This window comes from Methylobacterium sp. WL6, assembly GCF_008040095.1.
Classification (GTDB): Bacteria; Pseudomonadota; Alphaproteobacteria; order Rhizobiales; family Beijerinckiaceae; genus Methylobacterium.
In genome coordinates this window covers 1-14,353 of record NZ_VRVH01000101.1, presented here as the reverse complement: position 1 = coordinate 14,353, position 14,353 = coordinate 1, and the positions used below count along the sequence as shown (strand labels likewise).

The following is a 14,353-nucleotide window of genomic DNA, read 5'->3' as shown; positions in this document are numbered from 1 at the left end:
CCCCGCCGGACTCCGCCAGGACCTTCGTGATCGCCGCCGTCAGCGACGTCTTGCCGTGGTCAACGTGACCGATCGTGCCAATGTTGCAGTGCGGCTTCGTGCGGGCAAACTTCTCTTTGGCCATGGTTCCCGTTCCTGCGGCAGGGCCCGCGCACGGGCGCACCCGATCTCGACTCTCGCCCGGCTCGCGGGGGAGCCCCGGCGAAAGGCGCGGTCGGATTAGAGGCTCGCCGTCCTTTGATCAAGGGCCGGCGCCCCGGCCGCGCCCGCCGCCGGCCCGACCGGGCAGGCCGGCGGCGATTCGGTCGGGCAAGGTCGTCCGTGGCGCCACCGCTGCATTTGGGCCGCACTGTGGCATGGCGGGCATAGTTGCCCGGGCATGCTTACGCTTAAGTGGGGCCAGAGCCATTCGGGACAGTCTTCAGGTACCCCTCACATGACGAAGAAGCTTCTCCTCGCCTCGACCGTGCTGGCCGGCATGACCGCCGTCGCCTCCGCCGCCGACCTGCCGCGCCGCGAGCCCCCGCCGGTCTTCACCCCGATCCCGGTGTTCACTTGGACCGGCTTCTACGCCGGCCTCGAGTCGACCTACACCTTCACCGACCGCCAGCGGATCACCACCACCGGCATCTCGCCCGTGAACGTCGCCAACGTGCAGGCCCTGCGTCGTCCGCCGCTGGCCACCACCGAGACCGACGGCATCGGCAAGATCGGCGGCACCGCGGGCTACAACTATCAGTTCACCCCGGGCTCCGGCTTCGTCCTCGGCGGCGCCGTCAGCGTCGACTGGACCGACATCCACAAGGGCCGCTTCAGCCTCGACGCTCCGAACGCCGGCGGCGTCCTGCCCAACCCGAACTACTTCCGCCAGAGCCTGGAATACCTCGGCACCGTCACCGGCCGCGTCGGCTACGCCTTCGACCGGTTCATGGTCTACGGGACCGGCGGCTTCGCCTTCGGCGAGGTCCAGTACGATGCCAACTTCTACACCCCCGGCGGCGCCCTCGCCTTCGCCGGCCGCACCAACAACCTCGAGACCGGTTACGCCTACGGCGGCGGCGTCGAGTACGCGATCCCGACCGACAGCTTCCTGAACACCTTCGCCTTCGCGAAGTATCTCGGCCTGAAGTACGACGCCGTGACGATCAAGGCCGAATACCTCCACTACGACCTCGGCAGCCGCAACGTCATCGTCGGCTCGTTCAACGGTGTCGGCCCGGGCGCCGGCTACATCTCGCGCTTCCGCACCGAGGGCAGCATCATCCGCGCTGGCTTCAACTACAAGTTCGGCGGCCTCTAAGGTCTTCGCCGGAGGGTGATCCCTCCGGCCCCTTGGAATGCTGCGATGAAGCCCCGGGCGCATGCGTCCGGGGCTTTTTTCGTGTCGGCGGCGGCCGCTTTCGTCGATGGTCGCCTACCTCACGCCGCAGGCCCCGGTTCGCTGCGGGCAGGCTTGAACAGGCCGCTCGCGGTGGCGACCAGATCGCCGCCCTCCCCGCGGATCTCCGCCTCGCAGAACAGCACCGAACGCCCGCCGCGCACGACGAACCCTTCGGCGAGCAGCAAGCCGCGGCCGGGGGCGAGGAAGCGGGTCTGCATGTCGAGGGTGAGCACCGGCCGCCCGGCGGCGAGCCGCGCCGCCGTCCCCATGGCGATGTCGAGGAGCGTGCAGATCACGCCGCCATGGGCGATGCCGAGGTTGTTGCCGTGGTCGTCGCGCAGCCTCAGCCGCAGCCGGGTGCGTCCCTCGGCATAGCCGAGCGCCTCGACGCCGCAGAGCCGCGCAAACGGGATGTCGGCTCCGAAGATCGTATCCTGCTCGCGCATCGGCTGCTCCGGCCCTCGCCCGTTTCGAAGGTCCGGTATGCGGGCGCTCGCGCGCCCTGACAAATCCGCCCGGCTTCGTCGCTCCGGCCGCGACCCGGTCGTTGACAGACCGGTATGGCCGGACGGACGATGCGGCCAACGGGATCCGCCAAGGATCCGCCTTCAGGGATGGACGCATGCGCCCGGCTCCGGCACCCGCCGCGCCCCGGATCTGCGAGGGCAGAACCGATACCGGCAGGACGCGCCGATGACCGAGCCGCGCTGGCGCCGCCGGCCCGAGGGCTCGACCTGGGGCGATTACGGCCCTGAGGACCAGCTCGGCCGCGTCAACGGGCTCGATGCGGCCAAGGTGCTCCAGGGCGTCGCGGAGGTCCGCGTGGGCCGGACCTTCTGCCTCAGCCTGCCCCTCGACCTGCCCGGCGGCAACGTCCTGAACCAGCGCCGCCACCCGCCGCGCCTCAGCCCGACGGTCCGGGCCAACGGCCGGCCTGTGACCAACTTCCGGGTCTGCGAGGAGGTCGATGGCGCCACCGACGTGATCTGCGACGACCGGGTGATGCTCTATCTGCAATACTCGACGCAGTGGGACAGCCTCGCTCATGTCGGCGGCCTGTTCGACGCCGACGGGGACGGAACGCCGAAACCCGTCTACTACAACGGTTTCCGCGGCGGCCTCGACGTGACGGGTCCGAGCGAGGTGGCCGAGGTCGAGGCCCCGTCGCGCGCGCACCGCCTCGGCATCGAGCGCTTGGCCGAGCACGGCATGCAGGGCCGTGGCGTGATGGTCGACCTGCGGGCGCATCACGGCGACGCCCGCACGCTCGTCGGCTACGACGCCCTGATGCGGATCCTGGAAGCCGACGGGGTCGCGGTCGAGCCCGGTGACATGGTCTGCCTGCATACGGGCTTCGCCGACCGCCTTTTGGCCTGGGGCGGCGATCCGGACCGGGACGCGGTGCACCGCATCTGCGCCGTCCTCGATGGCCGCGACGCGAGGCTGCTCGCCTGGATCACCGACAGCGGGCTCTCCGCGCTGATCGCCGACAACTACGCGGTCGAGGCCTATCCGGCGCGGCCGGGCGGGGCGTGCTGCGCGATCCTGCCGCTGCACGAGCACTGCCTGTTCAAGCTCGGGCTGCCGCTGGGCGAGCTCTGGCACCTGACCCCGCTGGCGAGTTGGCTCAGGGCGAACGGGCGCCATCGCTTCCTGCTCACCGCGCCGCCCCTGCGGCTTCCCGGCGCCGTCGGCTCGCCGGCGACGCCGATCGCCACCGTCTGACCGGAGGAGGACATCATGGCCGAGATCGCCGTCGTCGGGGCCGGGCTGATGGGTCACGGCATCGCCCTGGTCCTGGCGCTCGGCGGCCATGCCGTCCGCCTCACGGACAGCCGCGCCGAGACCCTTGATGCGGTGCCCGCCCTGATGGCCTCCGCGCTCGCGACCTTGGCGGAAGCCGGCGTCGCGCCCGACGGGTGGACCGCCGACCGCCTCGCCGCGGCTGTGCGGCTTTCGCCGGACCTCGCGGCCACGGTCGACGGGGCGAGCCTCGTCGTCGAGGCGATCACCGAGGACCCGGAGGCGAAGCGCACGCTGTTCTCCGAGCTCGACGGGCTCTGCGCCGCCGACGCGGTGATCGCCAGCAACACCAGCTACCTCGACGTCTTCCCGCTGATCCCGGCCGGGCGGCAGCCGCGCGCCCTCGTCGCGCACTGGTACACGCCCCCCTACATCATCGATCTCGTCGACGTGGTGCCGGGTCCCGAGACGCGGCCGGAGGTGGTGGCCGAGATCGGCGACCTCGTCGTCGGGCTCGGCCAGGTGCCGATCGTCCTCAAGCGCTTCGTGCCGGGCTACGTCGCCAACCGCATCCAGTCGGCGATCACCGCCGAGGTGCACCACCTCCTCGACGAAGGCTACGCCACCCCGCGCGAGATCGACGACGCCATCGTGCACGGGCTCTCGCTGCGCATCCCGATTCTCGGCCACCTCGCCAAGGCGGACTTCACCGGGCTCGACCTGCAGCGCCGGGCGCTCGCCAACGCGAGCTACGCCCCGCCCCCGCCGCGCACCCGGTCGGGCAGCCTCGACGCCCTCTGCGCCGAGGGCCGGACCGGGGTGATGGCCGGGCGCGGCTACTTCGACTGGGGCGGCCGCGACCCGGCGGAGCTGTTCCGCGAGCGCGACCGCAAGCTGCTCGCCCTCAAGGCGGCGATGCGCGGCATCGGCCGGATGGAGGGCACGTGAGCGTCCGCCGCCGACCTCCGATCGCAGACGGGAGCACACCATGATCGGCGCCGACCTTCGCGGCAAAGCCGTCCTCGTCACCGGGGCGTCCTCCGGCATCGGCCTGGCCGCCGCCACGCTGTTCGCGCGCAACGGGGCCGCGGTCGCCCTGAACCACCTCGCGGACGACCCACGCGGCCAGGAGGCCGCCGGGCGTCTGCTCGCGGACGGTCTCTCCGTCACGGCGGTCGCCGGCGACGTCTCCCGCGCAGGCGAGGCGGAGGCGATGGTGGCCGAGGCGATTGCGATGCTCGGCGGCCTCGACGTGCTGATCAACAATGCCGGCACCTCGGGCACGCAGGCGCCGATCGCCTTCGAGGACCTCGACGCGATGACCGAGGATTTCTGGGATTCGATCCTGTCGACCAACCTCGTCGGCCCCTATCGCTGCGCGCGGGCCGCCGCCCCCGCCCTGCGGGCGCGCCGCGGCGCCATCGTCAACACCGCTTCGGTCGCCGGGCTCGGGCGACGCGGCTCCAGCATCGCCTACTCGGCGAGCAAGGCCGGGCTCGTGAACCTGACGCGCTCGCTCGCCCGGGCGCTCGCCCCCGAGATCCGCGTCAACGCGGTCGCGCCGGGCCTCGTGGCCACGCCCTGGACCGCGAACTGGCCCGAGGCGCGCAAGGCGGCGACCGTCGCCAACACCCTGATGGCGCGCCTGGCCGAGCCCGAGGACATCGCCGAGGCGATGTTCTTCCTCGCCGCCGGCGGGGCCTACATCACCGGCGAGACGCTGGTGGTCGACGGCGGGATGATCTGAGGAGACGGCGATGTCGCAGAAGACCGTGATCACCTGCGCCCTGACGGGCTCGTTCGACACGCCGTCGAAGAACCCGGCGGTGCCGGTCAGCCCGGTGGCCATCGCCCGCTCGGCGCTCGAGGCGGCCGAGGCCGGCGCCGCGGTGGTGCACATCCACGTCCGCCACCCCGAGACCGCGGCGCCGAGCATGGAGCTCGCGCATTACCGCGAGGTGGTGGAGCGCATCCGCGAGCGCAACGCCGACGTGATCCTCAACCTGACCACGGGCGCCGGCGGACGCTTCGTGCCGGGCGCGTCCGATCCGGCCGCGGCGGGGCTTGGCACCCTCTTCGAGACCCCGGCGGTGCGCACCCGCCACGTGAGCGCGCTCAGGCCGGAGCTCTGCACCCTCGACGTCGCGACGATGAACTTCGGCGAGAACCTGTTCCTCAACACCCCGGCGCACCTGCGCGCCATGGCCGAGGCGATCCGCGCCGCCTGCGTGCGGCCGGAGATCGAGGTGTTCGACCTCGGCCACATCGCGCTCGCCCGCCACCTCATCGCCGAGGGGCATCTCGCGGCGCCGCCGCTGTTCCAGATCTGCCTGGGCATCCCGTGGGGGGCGCCGGCCGACCCCGAGACCCTGGTGCAGATGCGCGCGCGCCTGCCGGCCGACGCGGTCTGGTCGGCCTTCGGCATCGGCCGGGCCGAGTTCCCGATGGTGGCGCTCGCCGCCAGCATGGGCGGCAACGTCCGGGTCGGCCTGGAGGACAACCTCTACCTCGCCCGCGGACGCCTGGCGCCGAGCAACGCCGCGCTCGTCGAGAAGGCGGTGACGCTGCTGTCGCTCATCGACTGCGCACCGGCGAGCCCGGCCGAGGCGCGCGCGATCTTCGGGCTCGCCGCGCGCGGTTGAGCCGGCCGGCCGGATCCGGCACACCGCCTGTCTTCCCGATACGGGCGGGATCGGCCCCGCCAAGGACCAGCACACCATGCGTGAAGCCGTCATCGTCTCGACCGCGCGGACCCCGATCGGCAAGGCCTATCGCGGCGCCTTCAACGACACCCAGGCGCAGGCGCTCGGCGGCCACGCGATCGCCCACGCGCTCTCCCGCGCCGGCATCGCGCCGGAGGAAGCCGGCACGCTGATCGGCGACGTGATCCTCGGGGCCGCCCTGCAGCAGGGCTCCACCGGCACCAACATCGCGCGGCAATCCGCCCTGCGGGCCGGGCTCCCGGCTTCGGTGGCGGGGATGAGCGTCGACCGGCAATGCGCCTCGGGGTTGATGGCGATCGCCACCGCGGCGAAGCAGATCGTCGTCGACGGCATGCAGGCCGCGATCGGCGGCGGCCTCGAATCGATCTCGCTCGTCCAGAACGAGCACCTGAACCGCTTCCGCGCCGAGGATGCGGCGCTCACCGCGATGGCCCCGCACGTCTACATGTCGATGCTGGAGACCGCCGAGATCGTCGCCGCCCGCTACGGCATCGATCGGGAGGCGCAGGACCGCTACGCGCTGCAGTCGCAGCACCGCACCGCCGAGGCCCAGGCCAACCGGCGCTTCGCCGACGAGATCGTGCCGCTGGCGACCGAGATGGCGGTCGTCGACAAGGCGACCGGTGCCGTGACGAAGCGCGCGGTGACGCTCTCGCAGGACGAGGGCAACCGGCCGCAGACCCGGCTCGAGGACCTTTCCGCCCTGAAGCCGGTGTTCCGCAACGGGCAGGCCGTCGCCGAGGGCGCGTTCATCACCGCCGGCAACGCGAGCCAGCTCTCGGACGGCGCCTCGGCCTGCGTGCTGATGGAGGCGCGGGAGGCCGAGCGGCGCGGGCTGCAGCCGCTCGGCGCCTATCGCGGCATGGCGGTGGCCGGGTGCGCGCCCGACGAGATGGGCATCGGCCCGGTCTTCGCCGTGCCCAAGCTTCTGGAGCAGCACGGGCTCACCGTCGGCGACATCGACCTGTGGGAGCTGAACGAGGCCTTCGCGGTCCAGGTCCTGTATTGCCGCGACCGCCTCGGCATTCCCGACGAGCGCCTCAACGTCGACGGCGGCGCGATCGCGATCGGCCATCCCTACGGCATGTCCGGCGCGCGCATGACCGGGCACCTGCTGATCGAGGGGCGCCGCCGGGGCGCCAAGTACGGAGTGGTCACGATGTGCGTGGGCGGCGGCATGGGCGCGGCCGGCCTGTTCGAGATCTACTGAACGCGCGACATCGGTTGCGCGCAACCTAGTTTCGTGGGATGAAGGGTCATCGATCGCCCGCGAGCGGGTGCGTGATTCCCAACGCCGACAGGAGACGACGATGCAGGCTCTCTACACCGCCCACGCCCACGCCACCGGCGGCCGCGAAGGATCCGCCGCGACCGACGACAGCCGTCTCGGCGTCGGCCTCTCGACCCCGAAGGAGCTCGGTGGCAACGGCGGCCCGGGCAGCAACCCCGAGCAGCTCTTCGCCGCCGGCTACGCCGCCTGCTTCCTCGGCGCGATCAAGTTCGTCGCCGCCCAGGACAAGGTGAAGGTGCCCGAGGACGCCCGCGTCGACGCCGAGGTCGGCATTGGCAAGCGCGACGACGGCACCGGCTTCGGCCTCACCGTCAGCCTCAAGGCCAGCCTGCCGGGCATCGATGCCGAGAAGGCCGCCGACCTCGTGAAGCGCGCCGACGTGGTCTGCCCGTACTCGCACGCCACCCGCGGCAACATCCGGGTCGACGTCGCCGCCGTCTGATCGCGGCCGGAACCGAGACCGAAAAGACCCGCGACGGGGCACCCCGTCGCGGGTCTTTTCGTATGCAGCCCCTGGTCTCCGCCGTGATCGTCCAACCTTCTCACGCCGACCCTTATGCCTTCCGGCTTCAGGCCGGCGGACACCCGTCGTCGATCCAGCGCACCAGGTCGGGCTCCCCGATCGCGCCGGCGGCAAGCGCCATGATGACAGTTGTCGCCTCGGCCGGATCGGGCGCGAACGGCCGGCCGTTCAGGATCAGGAAGGCGAGCATCGCCATGAAGCCCGCGCGCTTGTTGCCGTCCATGAAGGGATGGTTGCGCACGATGCCGAAGCCGTAGGCCGCGGCGAGTTCGGCAATCGATGCGGTCTCGTAGCGCCACTTGTTGATCGGACGCGTGAGCGCGGATTCCAGCGCGCCCTCATCGCGGATGCCGACGGCGCCCCCGAAGACGCGAAGCTGCCGAGCATGGGCGTCGATCACGTCCGCGACGGTGAGCCACTCGGGCTCGACCGTCACTTCGCCAGATCAGTCAGGGTGGTGCGGTAGCGGACCATGATGTCGTCCATGATGGCCGCGACCGTCTCGCGATGGCCCCGATCTGATTGCGCTGGCGGCTCCCAGATCGTGCCGGACTTCACGAAGCGCGCCTTGCGGACGCGTCCACGCCGCTTCTCGCCTTTGGCATCCCGCGCGATGCGGAAGCCGCGTGCCGTCAGCAGATCGCCGATCAGGGCACCCGACGACTGTATCGCGTGCGTGCGCGTCGCGGCATCGAACGTCGCGATGATCGGCTCGATGTCCCACACCGCCGCCTGCACGGCCGGAATCTCCAGACGGCTGAGAAGCTCGTACTGCGGGAGAAGATCCGGTCGGGTGAGCACGTCCCTGAGCGGACGTGCTTCGGGGCGATCGAAGAAGGCGGCATGGCTGGCGTTCATGAAGGCCTCCGTCTCGCGGCCAACCTAGGAAGCCCACGTCGCCGGTGTCAACGTGCGCCGTCGCTACGTCGACGTGGCGAGGTTCGGCTCCTCCATCCCCTCCAGCTCCGCGATCATGCCCTCGATCATGCCGAGGCCGATCTGCCAGAAGCCGGGATCGCGGGCGTCGAGGCCGAACGGGGCCAGGAGCTCGCCGTAGGGCTTCGAGCCGCCGGCCGAGAGCAGGGCGAAGTAGCGCTCGACGAAGCCGCCCTCCGCCTTCGCGTAGACCCCGTAGAGCGAGTTCACCAGGCAGTCGCCGAAGGCGTAGGCGTAGACGTAGAACGGCGAGTGGATGAAGTGCGGGATGTAGGCCCAGAACGGCTCGTATCCGGCATCGAGCGTGATCGCCGGGCCGAGCGATTCGGCCTGCACCGACATCCACAGGCCGTTGATCTGCTCCGCGGTAAGCTCGCCCTCGGCGCGCGCGAGGTGGACCTTGCGCTCGAACGAGTAGAACGCGATCTGGCGCACCACCGTGTTGATCATGTCCTCGACCTTGGCGGCCAGCATCGCCCGGCGCTGGGTCGTGTTGGTCGTCGCCGCGAGCAGGCGCCGGAAGGTCAGCATCTCGCCGAACACGCTGGCGGTCTCGGCCAGGGTCAGCGGCGTCGGGGCCATCAGCGCGCCGTTGTGGCCGGCCATCACCTGATGCACGCCGTGGCCGAGCTCGTGCGCGAGCGTCATCACGTCCCGCGGCTTGCCCTGGTAGTTGACCAGCACGTAGGGGTGGACCGAAGGCACCGTCGGGTGCGCGAAGGCGCCGGGCGCCTTGCCGGGCCGCGTCGGCGCGTCGATCCAGCGCCGGTCGAAGAAGTCCCGCGCGATGCCGGCCATCTTCGGCGAGAACGCGCCGTAGGCGTCGAGCACCGTGTCGCGCGCCTCGGTCCACGGGATGGTGCGCTGCTCGACCTTCGGCAGCGGCGCGTTGCGGTCCCAGTAGGGCAGCGCCTCGACGCCGAACCACTTGGCCTTCAGCCGGTAGTAGCGGTGCGAGAGCCGCGGATAGGCCTCGCGAACGGCATCGACCAGCGCCGCGACCACCTCGGGCTCGACGCGGTTCGAGAGGTGGCGGGCATCCGCCACGTCCTTGAAGCCGCGCCAGCGGTCCGAGATCTCCTTGTCCTTGGCCAGCGTGTTGGTGATCAGCGTGAACACCCGCAGGTTCTCGCGGAACACCTCGCTCAGCGCCCCGGCCGCCTCCCGGCGGACCTCGCCGTCCGGGTCCTGGAGCTTGTTCAGCGTCGGCTCCAGGGGCAGCCGCTCCCCCTGGACGGGGAAGCGCAGGGCCGCGATGGTCTCGTTGAACAGGCGGTCCCAGGCCGCGTTCGCGGTGACGGATTTCTCCAGGAACAGCTTCTCGATCCGGTCCTCGAGCTGGAACGGCTTTTCGCGGCGCAGATCCTCGATCCACGGGGCGTAGCGAGCGAGCGGCCCGGCGGACATCGCCACGTCGAGAACCCCGTCCTCGATCCGGTTGAGCTCGAGCGCGAAGAACAGCAGGTTTCCGGAGGCGTCGGTGAGGCGCTCGCGGGTGTCGCCATAGAACTTCGCCCGCGCCTCGTCGGTGGTGTCGCCGGAATAGACCAGCCCGGCATAGGACATCAGGCGGCCGAGCAGCTCCTCGATCGCCTCGTAGGCCGCGACCGCGGCGGCGAGCTTGCCCGAGGCGTCGGGCCCGCTCGCGAGCTGCGCGATCTTCCCAGCGTAGGTCTCGGAGAACGAACGGCAATCCGCTTCCGCCTTCGCGAGGTCGCGGCGGAAGTCCGGCGCGTCCAGGCCGGAATACAGGTCGGCGAGGTCCCATTCGGGAAGCGGCCCGAGATCGACCGCGTGGGCCGCGGCACGCGCCGCGGAGGCGCCCTCGGCGCTCCGGAGGGGCGACCCTGCGGGGGCGAAGGCTCGGGCGGACATGATTCCTCGCATGGATCCTCGGTTCGTTGCCGGCGTGTCGCCCGCGCGGGGCCCGACGGGCCCTTCCCGCCTCATATCGAGCGCGATCGACGGCGTTCAACCGAATTCGGCGGCCGCCGGCGATGCAAGCGGCGCCTGCGGCAAATCTCCCGTCGTCGTTAAGCGGGGCTTTACGCATCTGGGCGACGCTCCGGCTCGAAACGAAACACCCGCCGGTCGTGCCGGGTGCCGGGTCCCGCGAGGTCCGGCGCCGCGGTCGACCCGCGGCAGCGAGGAAAAGCCCGCATGGCGACAACGGTCCTGATCGTCGACGACGATCCCGTTCAGCGTCGTCTCGCCGAGGCGACGGTGCGCCGCTTCGGCTTCGAGGCGAAGCTCGCGGAGAACGGTGCGGACGCGCTCGCGCTGCTGCGGACCCAGCCCGAGATCGACGTGGTGCTGCTCGACCTCGTCATGCCCGGCGGCCTCGACGGCCTCGGCGTGCTCGCCGAGATGCGGAAATCCGGCCTCGACACCCCGGTCATCGTCCAGACCGCCAACGGCTCCATCGACGCCGTCGTCACCGCGATGCGCGCCGGCGCCGTCGACTTCGTGGTCAAGCCCGCCGGCGCCGAGCGGCTGCAGGTCTCGATCAAGAACGCGCTCCGGGTCGACCACCTGGAGGAGGAGGTCCGGCGCATGCGCCGCCGCGCCTCCGGCTCGCTCAGCTTCAAGGACCTCACCTCGAAGTCGCCCGACATGGAGCGGGTGATCCGGCTCGCCGAACGCGCCGCGAAATCCAACATCCCGGTGCTGATCGAGGGCGAATCCGGCGTCGGCAAGGAGGTGCTGGCGCGCGCGATCCAGGGATCGGGCGAGCGGCGCGGAAAGCCCTTCGTCACGGTCAATTGCGGGGCGATCCCCGACAATCTCGTCGAATCGACCCTGTTCGGGCACGAGAAGGGCGCCTTCACCGGCGCCACCGAGCGCCATGCCGGCAAGTTCGTGGAGGCGTCCGGCGGGACGCTGTTCCTCGACGAGATCGGCGAGCTGCCCCTCGATGCGCAGGTGAAGCTGCTGCGCGCGCTGCAGGAGGGCGAGGTCGACCCGGTCGGGGGCAAGCGCAGCGTGCGCGTCGACATCCGCCTGGTCTCGGCGACGAACCGCTCGCTGCTCGACCTCGTCAAGGAGGGCCGCTTCCGCGAGGACCTGTACTATCGCCTCAACGTCTTCCCGATGACCCTGCCGCCGCTCCGCGCCCGGCGCGAGGACGTGCCCGACCTGGTGCGCTCCTTCTGCGCCCGGTTCGCGGCCGAGGAAGGCAAGCGCGTCCGCGCGATCACCCCCGAGGCGATGGCGCTGCTGACCCGATACGGCTGGCCCGGCAACGTCCGCCAGCTCGAGAACGCGCTGTTCCGCGCGGTGGTGCTCGCCGACGGCGACGAGCTGACGGTGGCCGAGTTCCCGCAGATCGCCGCCCAGGTCGAGGGCTTCGACGTCCGCATCCCGGCGGCGCCCGTGCAGCCGATGCTGTCGGCCCATTCGCCCGAGCCGGTGCGCGAGATCGTCCGCGTCGAGGTGCGCGACCCCCACGCGATGTCGCTGGTGGTCGAGGACACCGGCGAGATGAAGCCGATGGATGCGCTGGAGGCCGAGATCATCCGCTTCGCGCTGCAATTCTATCGCGGCCGGATGTCGGAGGTGTCGCGCCGCCTCGGAATCGGCCGGTCCACCCTGTATCGCAAGCTCAAGGATCTCGGGCTCGACGGCGACGACAAGGCCGAAGAGGCCGCGGCCTGATCCGGCCCGAGGGCCGACGCCTGACCGATAGGCTCGGCGCATCAGGCACTTGCAGGCACGCGACGGCGCGAGCGGAGGGGGTGCGATTGCGCACGACCGGGCTTGCGCCGATACTGATAAGGTTGTGGGCGGCCTCGAGGTCGGTCCCCAGGAGGTTCGCAGATGGGCGTCTCGCGCTCGGCCAAAGCAGCCCTGGCCGTCCTGTTGGCCGGCTCCGTCGCGCAGGGCGCCCTTTCCACGGCGGCCTTCGCCCGCGGTGGCCTGGACGACATCCCGCCCGCCGCCGCCGTTGCCACCGCGACCCCGGACAAGGCCGTCGCCGCCGATAAGGCGCCCGCATCCGATCCGGCCGCGGTCTCGGATCCGAGCCTGCCGCCGCCGGCCACCGGCCTCGAGGCGGTGACGCCGTCCGAGCCGCCGAAGGCCGATCCGGCCCAGACCGAGGCGCCCGGACCGGAGCGTCCGGCGGTCGCCGCGGCGCCCACCGTGCCGAGCGACCCGCAGGCGGCCGCCGTGTTCAACCGGCTGGCCTCGCCTGCCCCGCTGCTCGCCCGCCTGACGACGAAGGAGCGCGAGGCGATCCAGGCGTTCTACGCGCTCGGCGCCTTCAAGCCGGTCTGGATCGTGGACGGCGTCTACACGCCGGCGGCGAAGGCCGTGGCCGCACGCCTCGCGGCGGCGCCCGAGGACGGCCTCGACGCCCGCGCCTATCCGGTGCCGGCGCTCCCGAAGGCGGGGAAAGCCGACACCGCCGGCAAGACGGAAAGCCCCGCCAAGGCCGAGGATCTGGCCGCCGTCGCCGAGGCCGACCTGAAGCTCTCGGCCGTCGCCGCCCTCTATGCCCGCGACGCGCGCGGCGGGCGGATCAACCTGGCCGCGATCTCGCGGCTGATCACGCCGACCCTCGATCTGCCGGCCGCCGACACGGTCCTGGCGAGCCTCGCCGGCGCAGGCGGCACCGCCGGCGACCTGCTCCAGGCCTACAATCCGCGCTCCCCCGGCTATCTCGCCCTCAAGAGCCGCCTGTCGGTGGCACGCGCGCCGGCCGCGACGGACGATGCGAGTCCGGCGACCACCCTGCGCCTGCCGCCCGGTCCGGCCCTGCGCGTCGGCATGCGCGATGCGCGCGTGCCCCTGCTGCGCGCCCATTTCGATCTGGAGAGCCGGAAGGCCGGCACCCTCGACGTCCCCCCGGGCGATCCGGAGGATTACGATTCCGGCGTCGCTGCGGCGGTCGCCAAGTTCCAGCGCGGCCGCGGCCTGCCCGGCAACGGCGTCCTCAACGTCCAGACGGTGGTGGCGCTGGCGCAGGGCGCCAGGCAGGCGAGTGCGGTGCGGCCGGTGGGCGACGACGCGGCGCTGATCGTCAACATGGAGCGCTGGCGCTGGCTCGGCACCGAGCTCGGGCCCGACTACGTGCTGGTCAACGTGCCGGAATTCCGCCTGCGCGTGTTCCGCGACGGACGCCAGCGCGACGAGGCCCGCGTCATCGTCGGCAAGCCGGATTCGCGCACGCCCCTGTTCTCGGGGCTGATGGAATACGCGGTGGTGAACCCGTCGTGGTACGTGCCGCCCTCGATCCTGAAGACGATGCTGCCGAAGATCGCGAGCTACGGCGGCAGCACCTGGGGCGGCTACGAGATCGTGCGCCGCGGCGGCCACGTCTCGCTGCGCCAGCCGCCGGGCGAGAAGAACGCGCTCGGCTTCATCAAGTTCATGTTCCCCAACCAGCATGCCGTGTACCTGCACGACACGCCGAACCGCTCGCTGTTCTCGCGTTCGGAACGGGCCCTCAGCCACGGCTGCGTCCGCGTCGACGACCCGTTCCGCTTCGCCGACGTGGTCCTGCCGAACTGGACCGAGGAGCGCCTGAAGAAGCTCGTCGGCAAGGGCGAGCGCACCATCCGCCTGGAGCACAAGCTGCCGGTGCACCTCGCCTACTTCACCGCCACCGTCGACGACGGCGGCAGCTACCGCACGCTGCCCGACCTCTACGGCTACGATGCACTGATGCGCGCGGCCCTCGGCCTCGGCGGTGGCGGCGGTGCGGTCGCCAAGGTCTCGCCGGCGGTCCGGCCGTCCGAGCCGACGCGCCGGACGGC

The 14,353-nt window shown here is 71.6% G+C and carries 14 protein-coding genes; 9 read left to right on the top strand and 5 right to left on the bottom strand.

What is annotated here, in order from left to right; translation table 11 throughout:
• On the bottom strand, window positions 1-124 hold a 124-nt coding region (locus FV230_RS14800; RefSeq protein WP_246686237.1), incomplete at its 3' end, for a GTP-binding protein.
• A gap of 312 nt (window positions 125-436) precedes the next feature.
• Here FV230_RS14800 and FV230_RS14795 point away from each other — a divergent pair.
• Entirely contained in the window at window positions 437-1,300 is an 864-nt protein-coding gene (locus tag FV230_RS14795; protein WP_147842940.1) for a porin family protein, read from the top strand.
• A gap of 119 nt (window positions 1,301-1,419) precedes the next feature.
• Here the strand turns inward: FV230_RS14795 and FV230_RS14790 are convergent, their stop codons facing one another.
• Window positions 1,420-1,827: a PaaI family thioesterase gene (locus FV230_RS14790; RefSeq protein WP_147842939.1), complete on the bottom strand. Its 408-nt coding sequence runs from the start codon at window positions 1,825-1,827 to the stop codon at window positions 1,420-1,422.
• A 247-nt stretch (window positions 1,828-2,074) separates the two neighbouring features.
• On the opposite strand from FV230_RS14790, the gene FV230_RS14785 reads away from it, so the two are divergent.
• The 6 genes from FV230_RS14785 (at window position 2,075) to FV230_RS14760 (ending at window position 7,580) form a co-directional block, all read left to right on the top strand.
• Window positions 2,075-3,106, top strand: coding sequence for a cyclase family protein (locus FV230_RS14785; RefSeq protein ID WP_147842938.1), 1,032 nt, complete (start codon window positions 2,075-2,077; stop codon window positions 3,104-3,106).
• A 15-nt stretch (window positions 3,107-3,121) separates the two neighbouring features.
• On the top strand, window positions 3,122-4,072 hold the full coding sequence (locus FV230_RS14780) for a 3-hydroxyacyl-CoA dehydrogenase family protein (RefSeq protein WP_147842937.1): 951 nt from the start codon (window positions 3,122-3,124) through the stop codon (window positions 4,070-4,072).
• Window positions 4,073-4,112: 40 nt separating this feature from the next.
• Window positions 4,113-4,871 (top strand): SDR family NAD(P)-dependent oxidoreductase, encoded by a 759-nt coding sequence (locus FV230_RS14775; RefSeq protein ID WP_147842936.1) that lies wholly within the window; start codon window positions 4,113-4,115, stop codon window positions 4,869-4,871.
• Window positions 4,872-4,881: 10 nt separating this feature from the next.
• On the top strand, window positions 4,882-5,766 hold the full coding sequence (locus FV230_RS14770; protein ID WP_147842935.1) for a 3-keto-5-aminohexanoate cleavage protein: 885 nt from the start codon (window positions 4,882-4,884) through the stop codon (window positions 5,764-5,766).
• Window positions 5,767-5,842: 76 nt separating this feature from the next.
• Complete coding sequence (locus FV230_RS14765) at window positions 5,843-7,057, top strand: acetyl-CoA C-acyltransferase (RefSeq protein ID WP_147842934.1); 1,215 nt, start codon at window positions 5,843-5,845, stop codon at window positions 7,055-7,057.
• A gap of 100 nt (window positions 7,058-7,157) precedes the next feature.
• Window positions 7,158-7,580, top strand: a complete 423-nt coding sequence (locus FV230_RS14760; protein WP_147726259.1) for an organic hydroperoxide resistance protein — start codon at window positions 7,158-7,160, stop codon at window positions 7,578-7,580.
• 127 nt (window positions 7,581-7,707) lie between these two features.
• On the opposite strand, the gene FV230_RS14755 is transcribed toward FV230_RS14760, so the two are convergent.
• The 3 genes from FV230_RS14755 to FV230_RS14745 all read right to left on the bottom strand — a co-directional run bounded on the left by FV230_RS14755 (window position 7,708) and on the right by FV230_RS14745 (window position 10,472).
• Window positions 7,708-8,097 (bottom strand): type II toxin-antitoxin system death-on-curing family toxin, encoded by a 390-nt coding sequence (locus FV230_RS14755; protein ID WP_147842933.1) that lies wholly within the window; start codon window positions 8,095-8,097, stop codon window positions 7,708-7,710.
• Window positions 8,094-8,519 carry a hypothetical protein gene (locus tag FV230_RS14750; RefSeq protein ID WP_147726261.1) on the bottom strand — a complete coding sequence of 142 codons (426 nt, stop codon included), beginning with the start codon at window positions 8,517-8,519 and terminating at the stop codon, window positions 8,094-8,096. Before FV230_RS14750 ends, FV230_RS14755 begins: the two co-directional genes overlap by 4 nt.
• 63 nt (window positions 8,520-8,582) lie before the next feature.
• Window positions 8,583-10,472, bottom strand: coding sequence for a M3 family oligoendopeptidase (locus FV230_RS14745; protein WP_147842932.1), 1,890 nt, complete (start codon window positions 10,470-10,472; stop codon window positions 8,583-8,585).
• A 285-nt stretch (window positions 10,473-10,757) separates the two neighbouring features.
• Here FV230_RS14745 and FV230_RS14740 point away from each other — a divergent pair, with 285 nt between their 5' ends.
• Both FV230_RS14740 and FV230_RS14735 read left to right on the top strand, forming a co-directional pair.
• Window positions 10,758-12,251, top strand: a complete 1,494-nt coding sequence (locus tag FV230_RS14740; protein ID WP_147726263.1) for a sigma-54 dependent transcriptional regulator — start codon at window positions 10,758-10,760, stop codon at window positions 12,249-12,251.
• A 162-nt stretch (window positions 12,252-12,413) separates the two neighbouring features.
• Window positions 12,414-14,353, top strand: a 1,940-nt coding sequence (locus FV230_RS14735) for a L,D-transpeptidase family protein (protein WP_147842931.1), incomplete at its 3' end; no start/stop codon positions are given.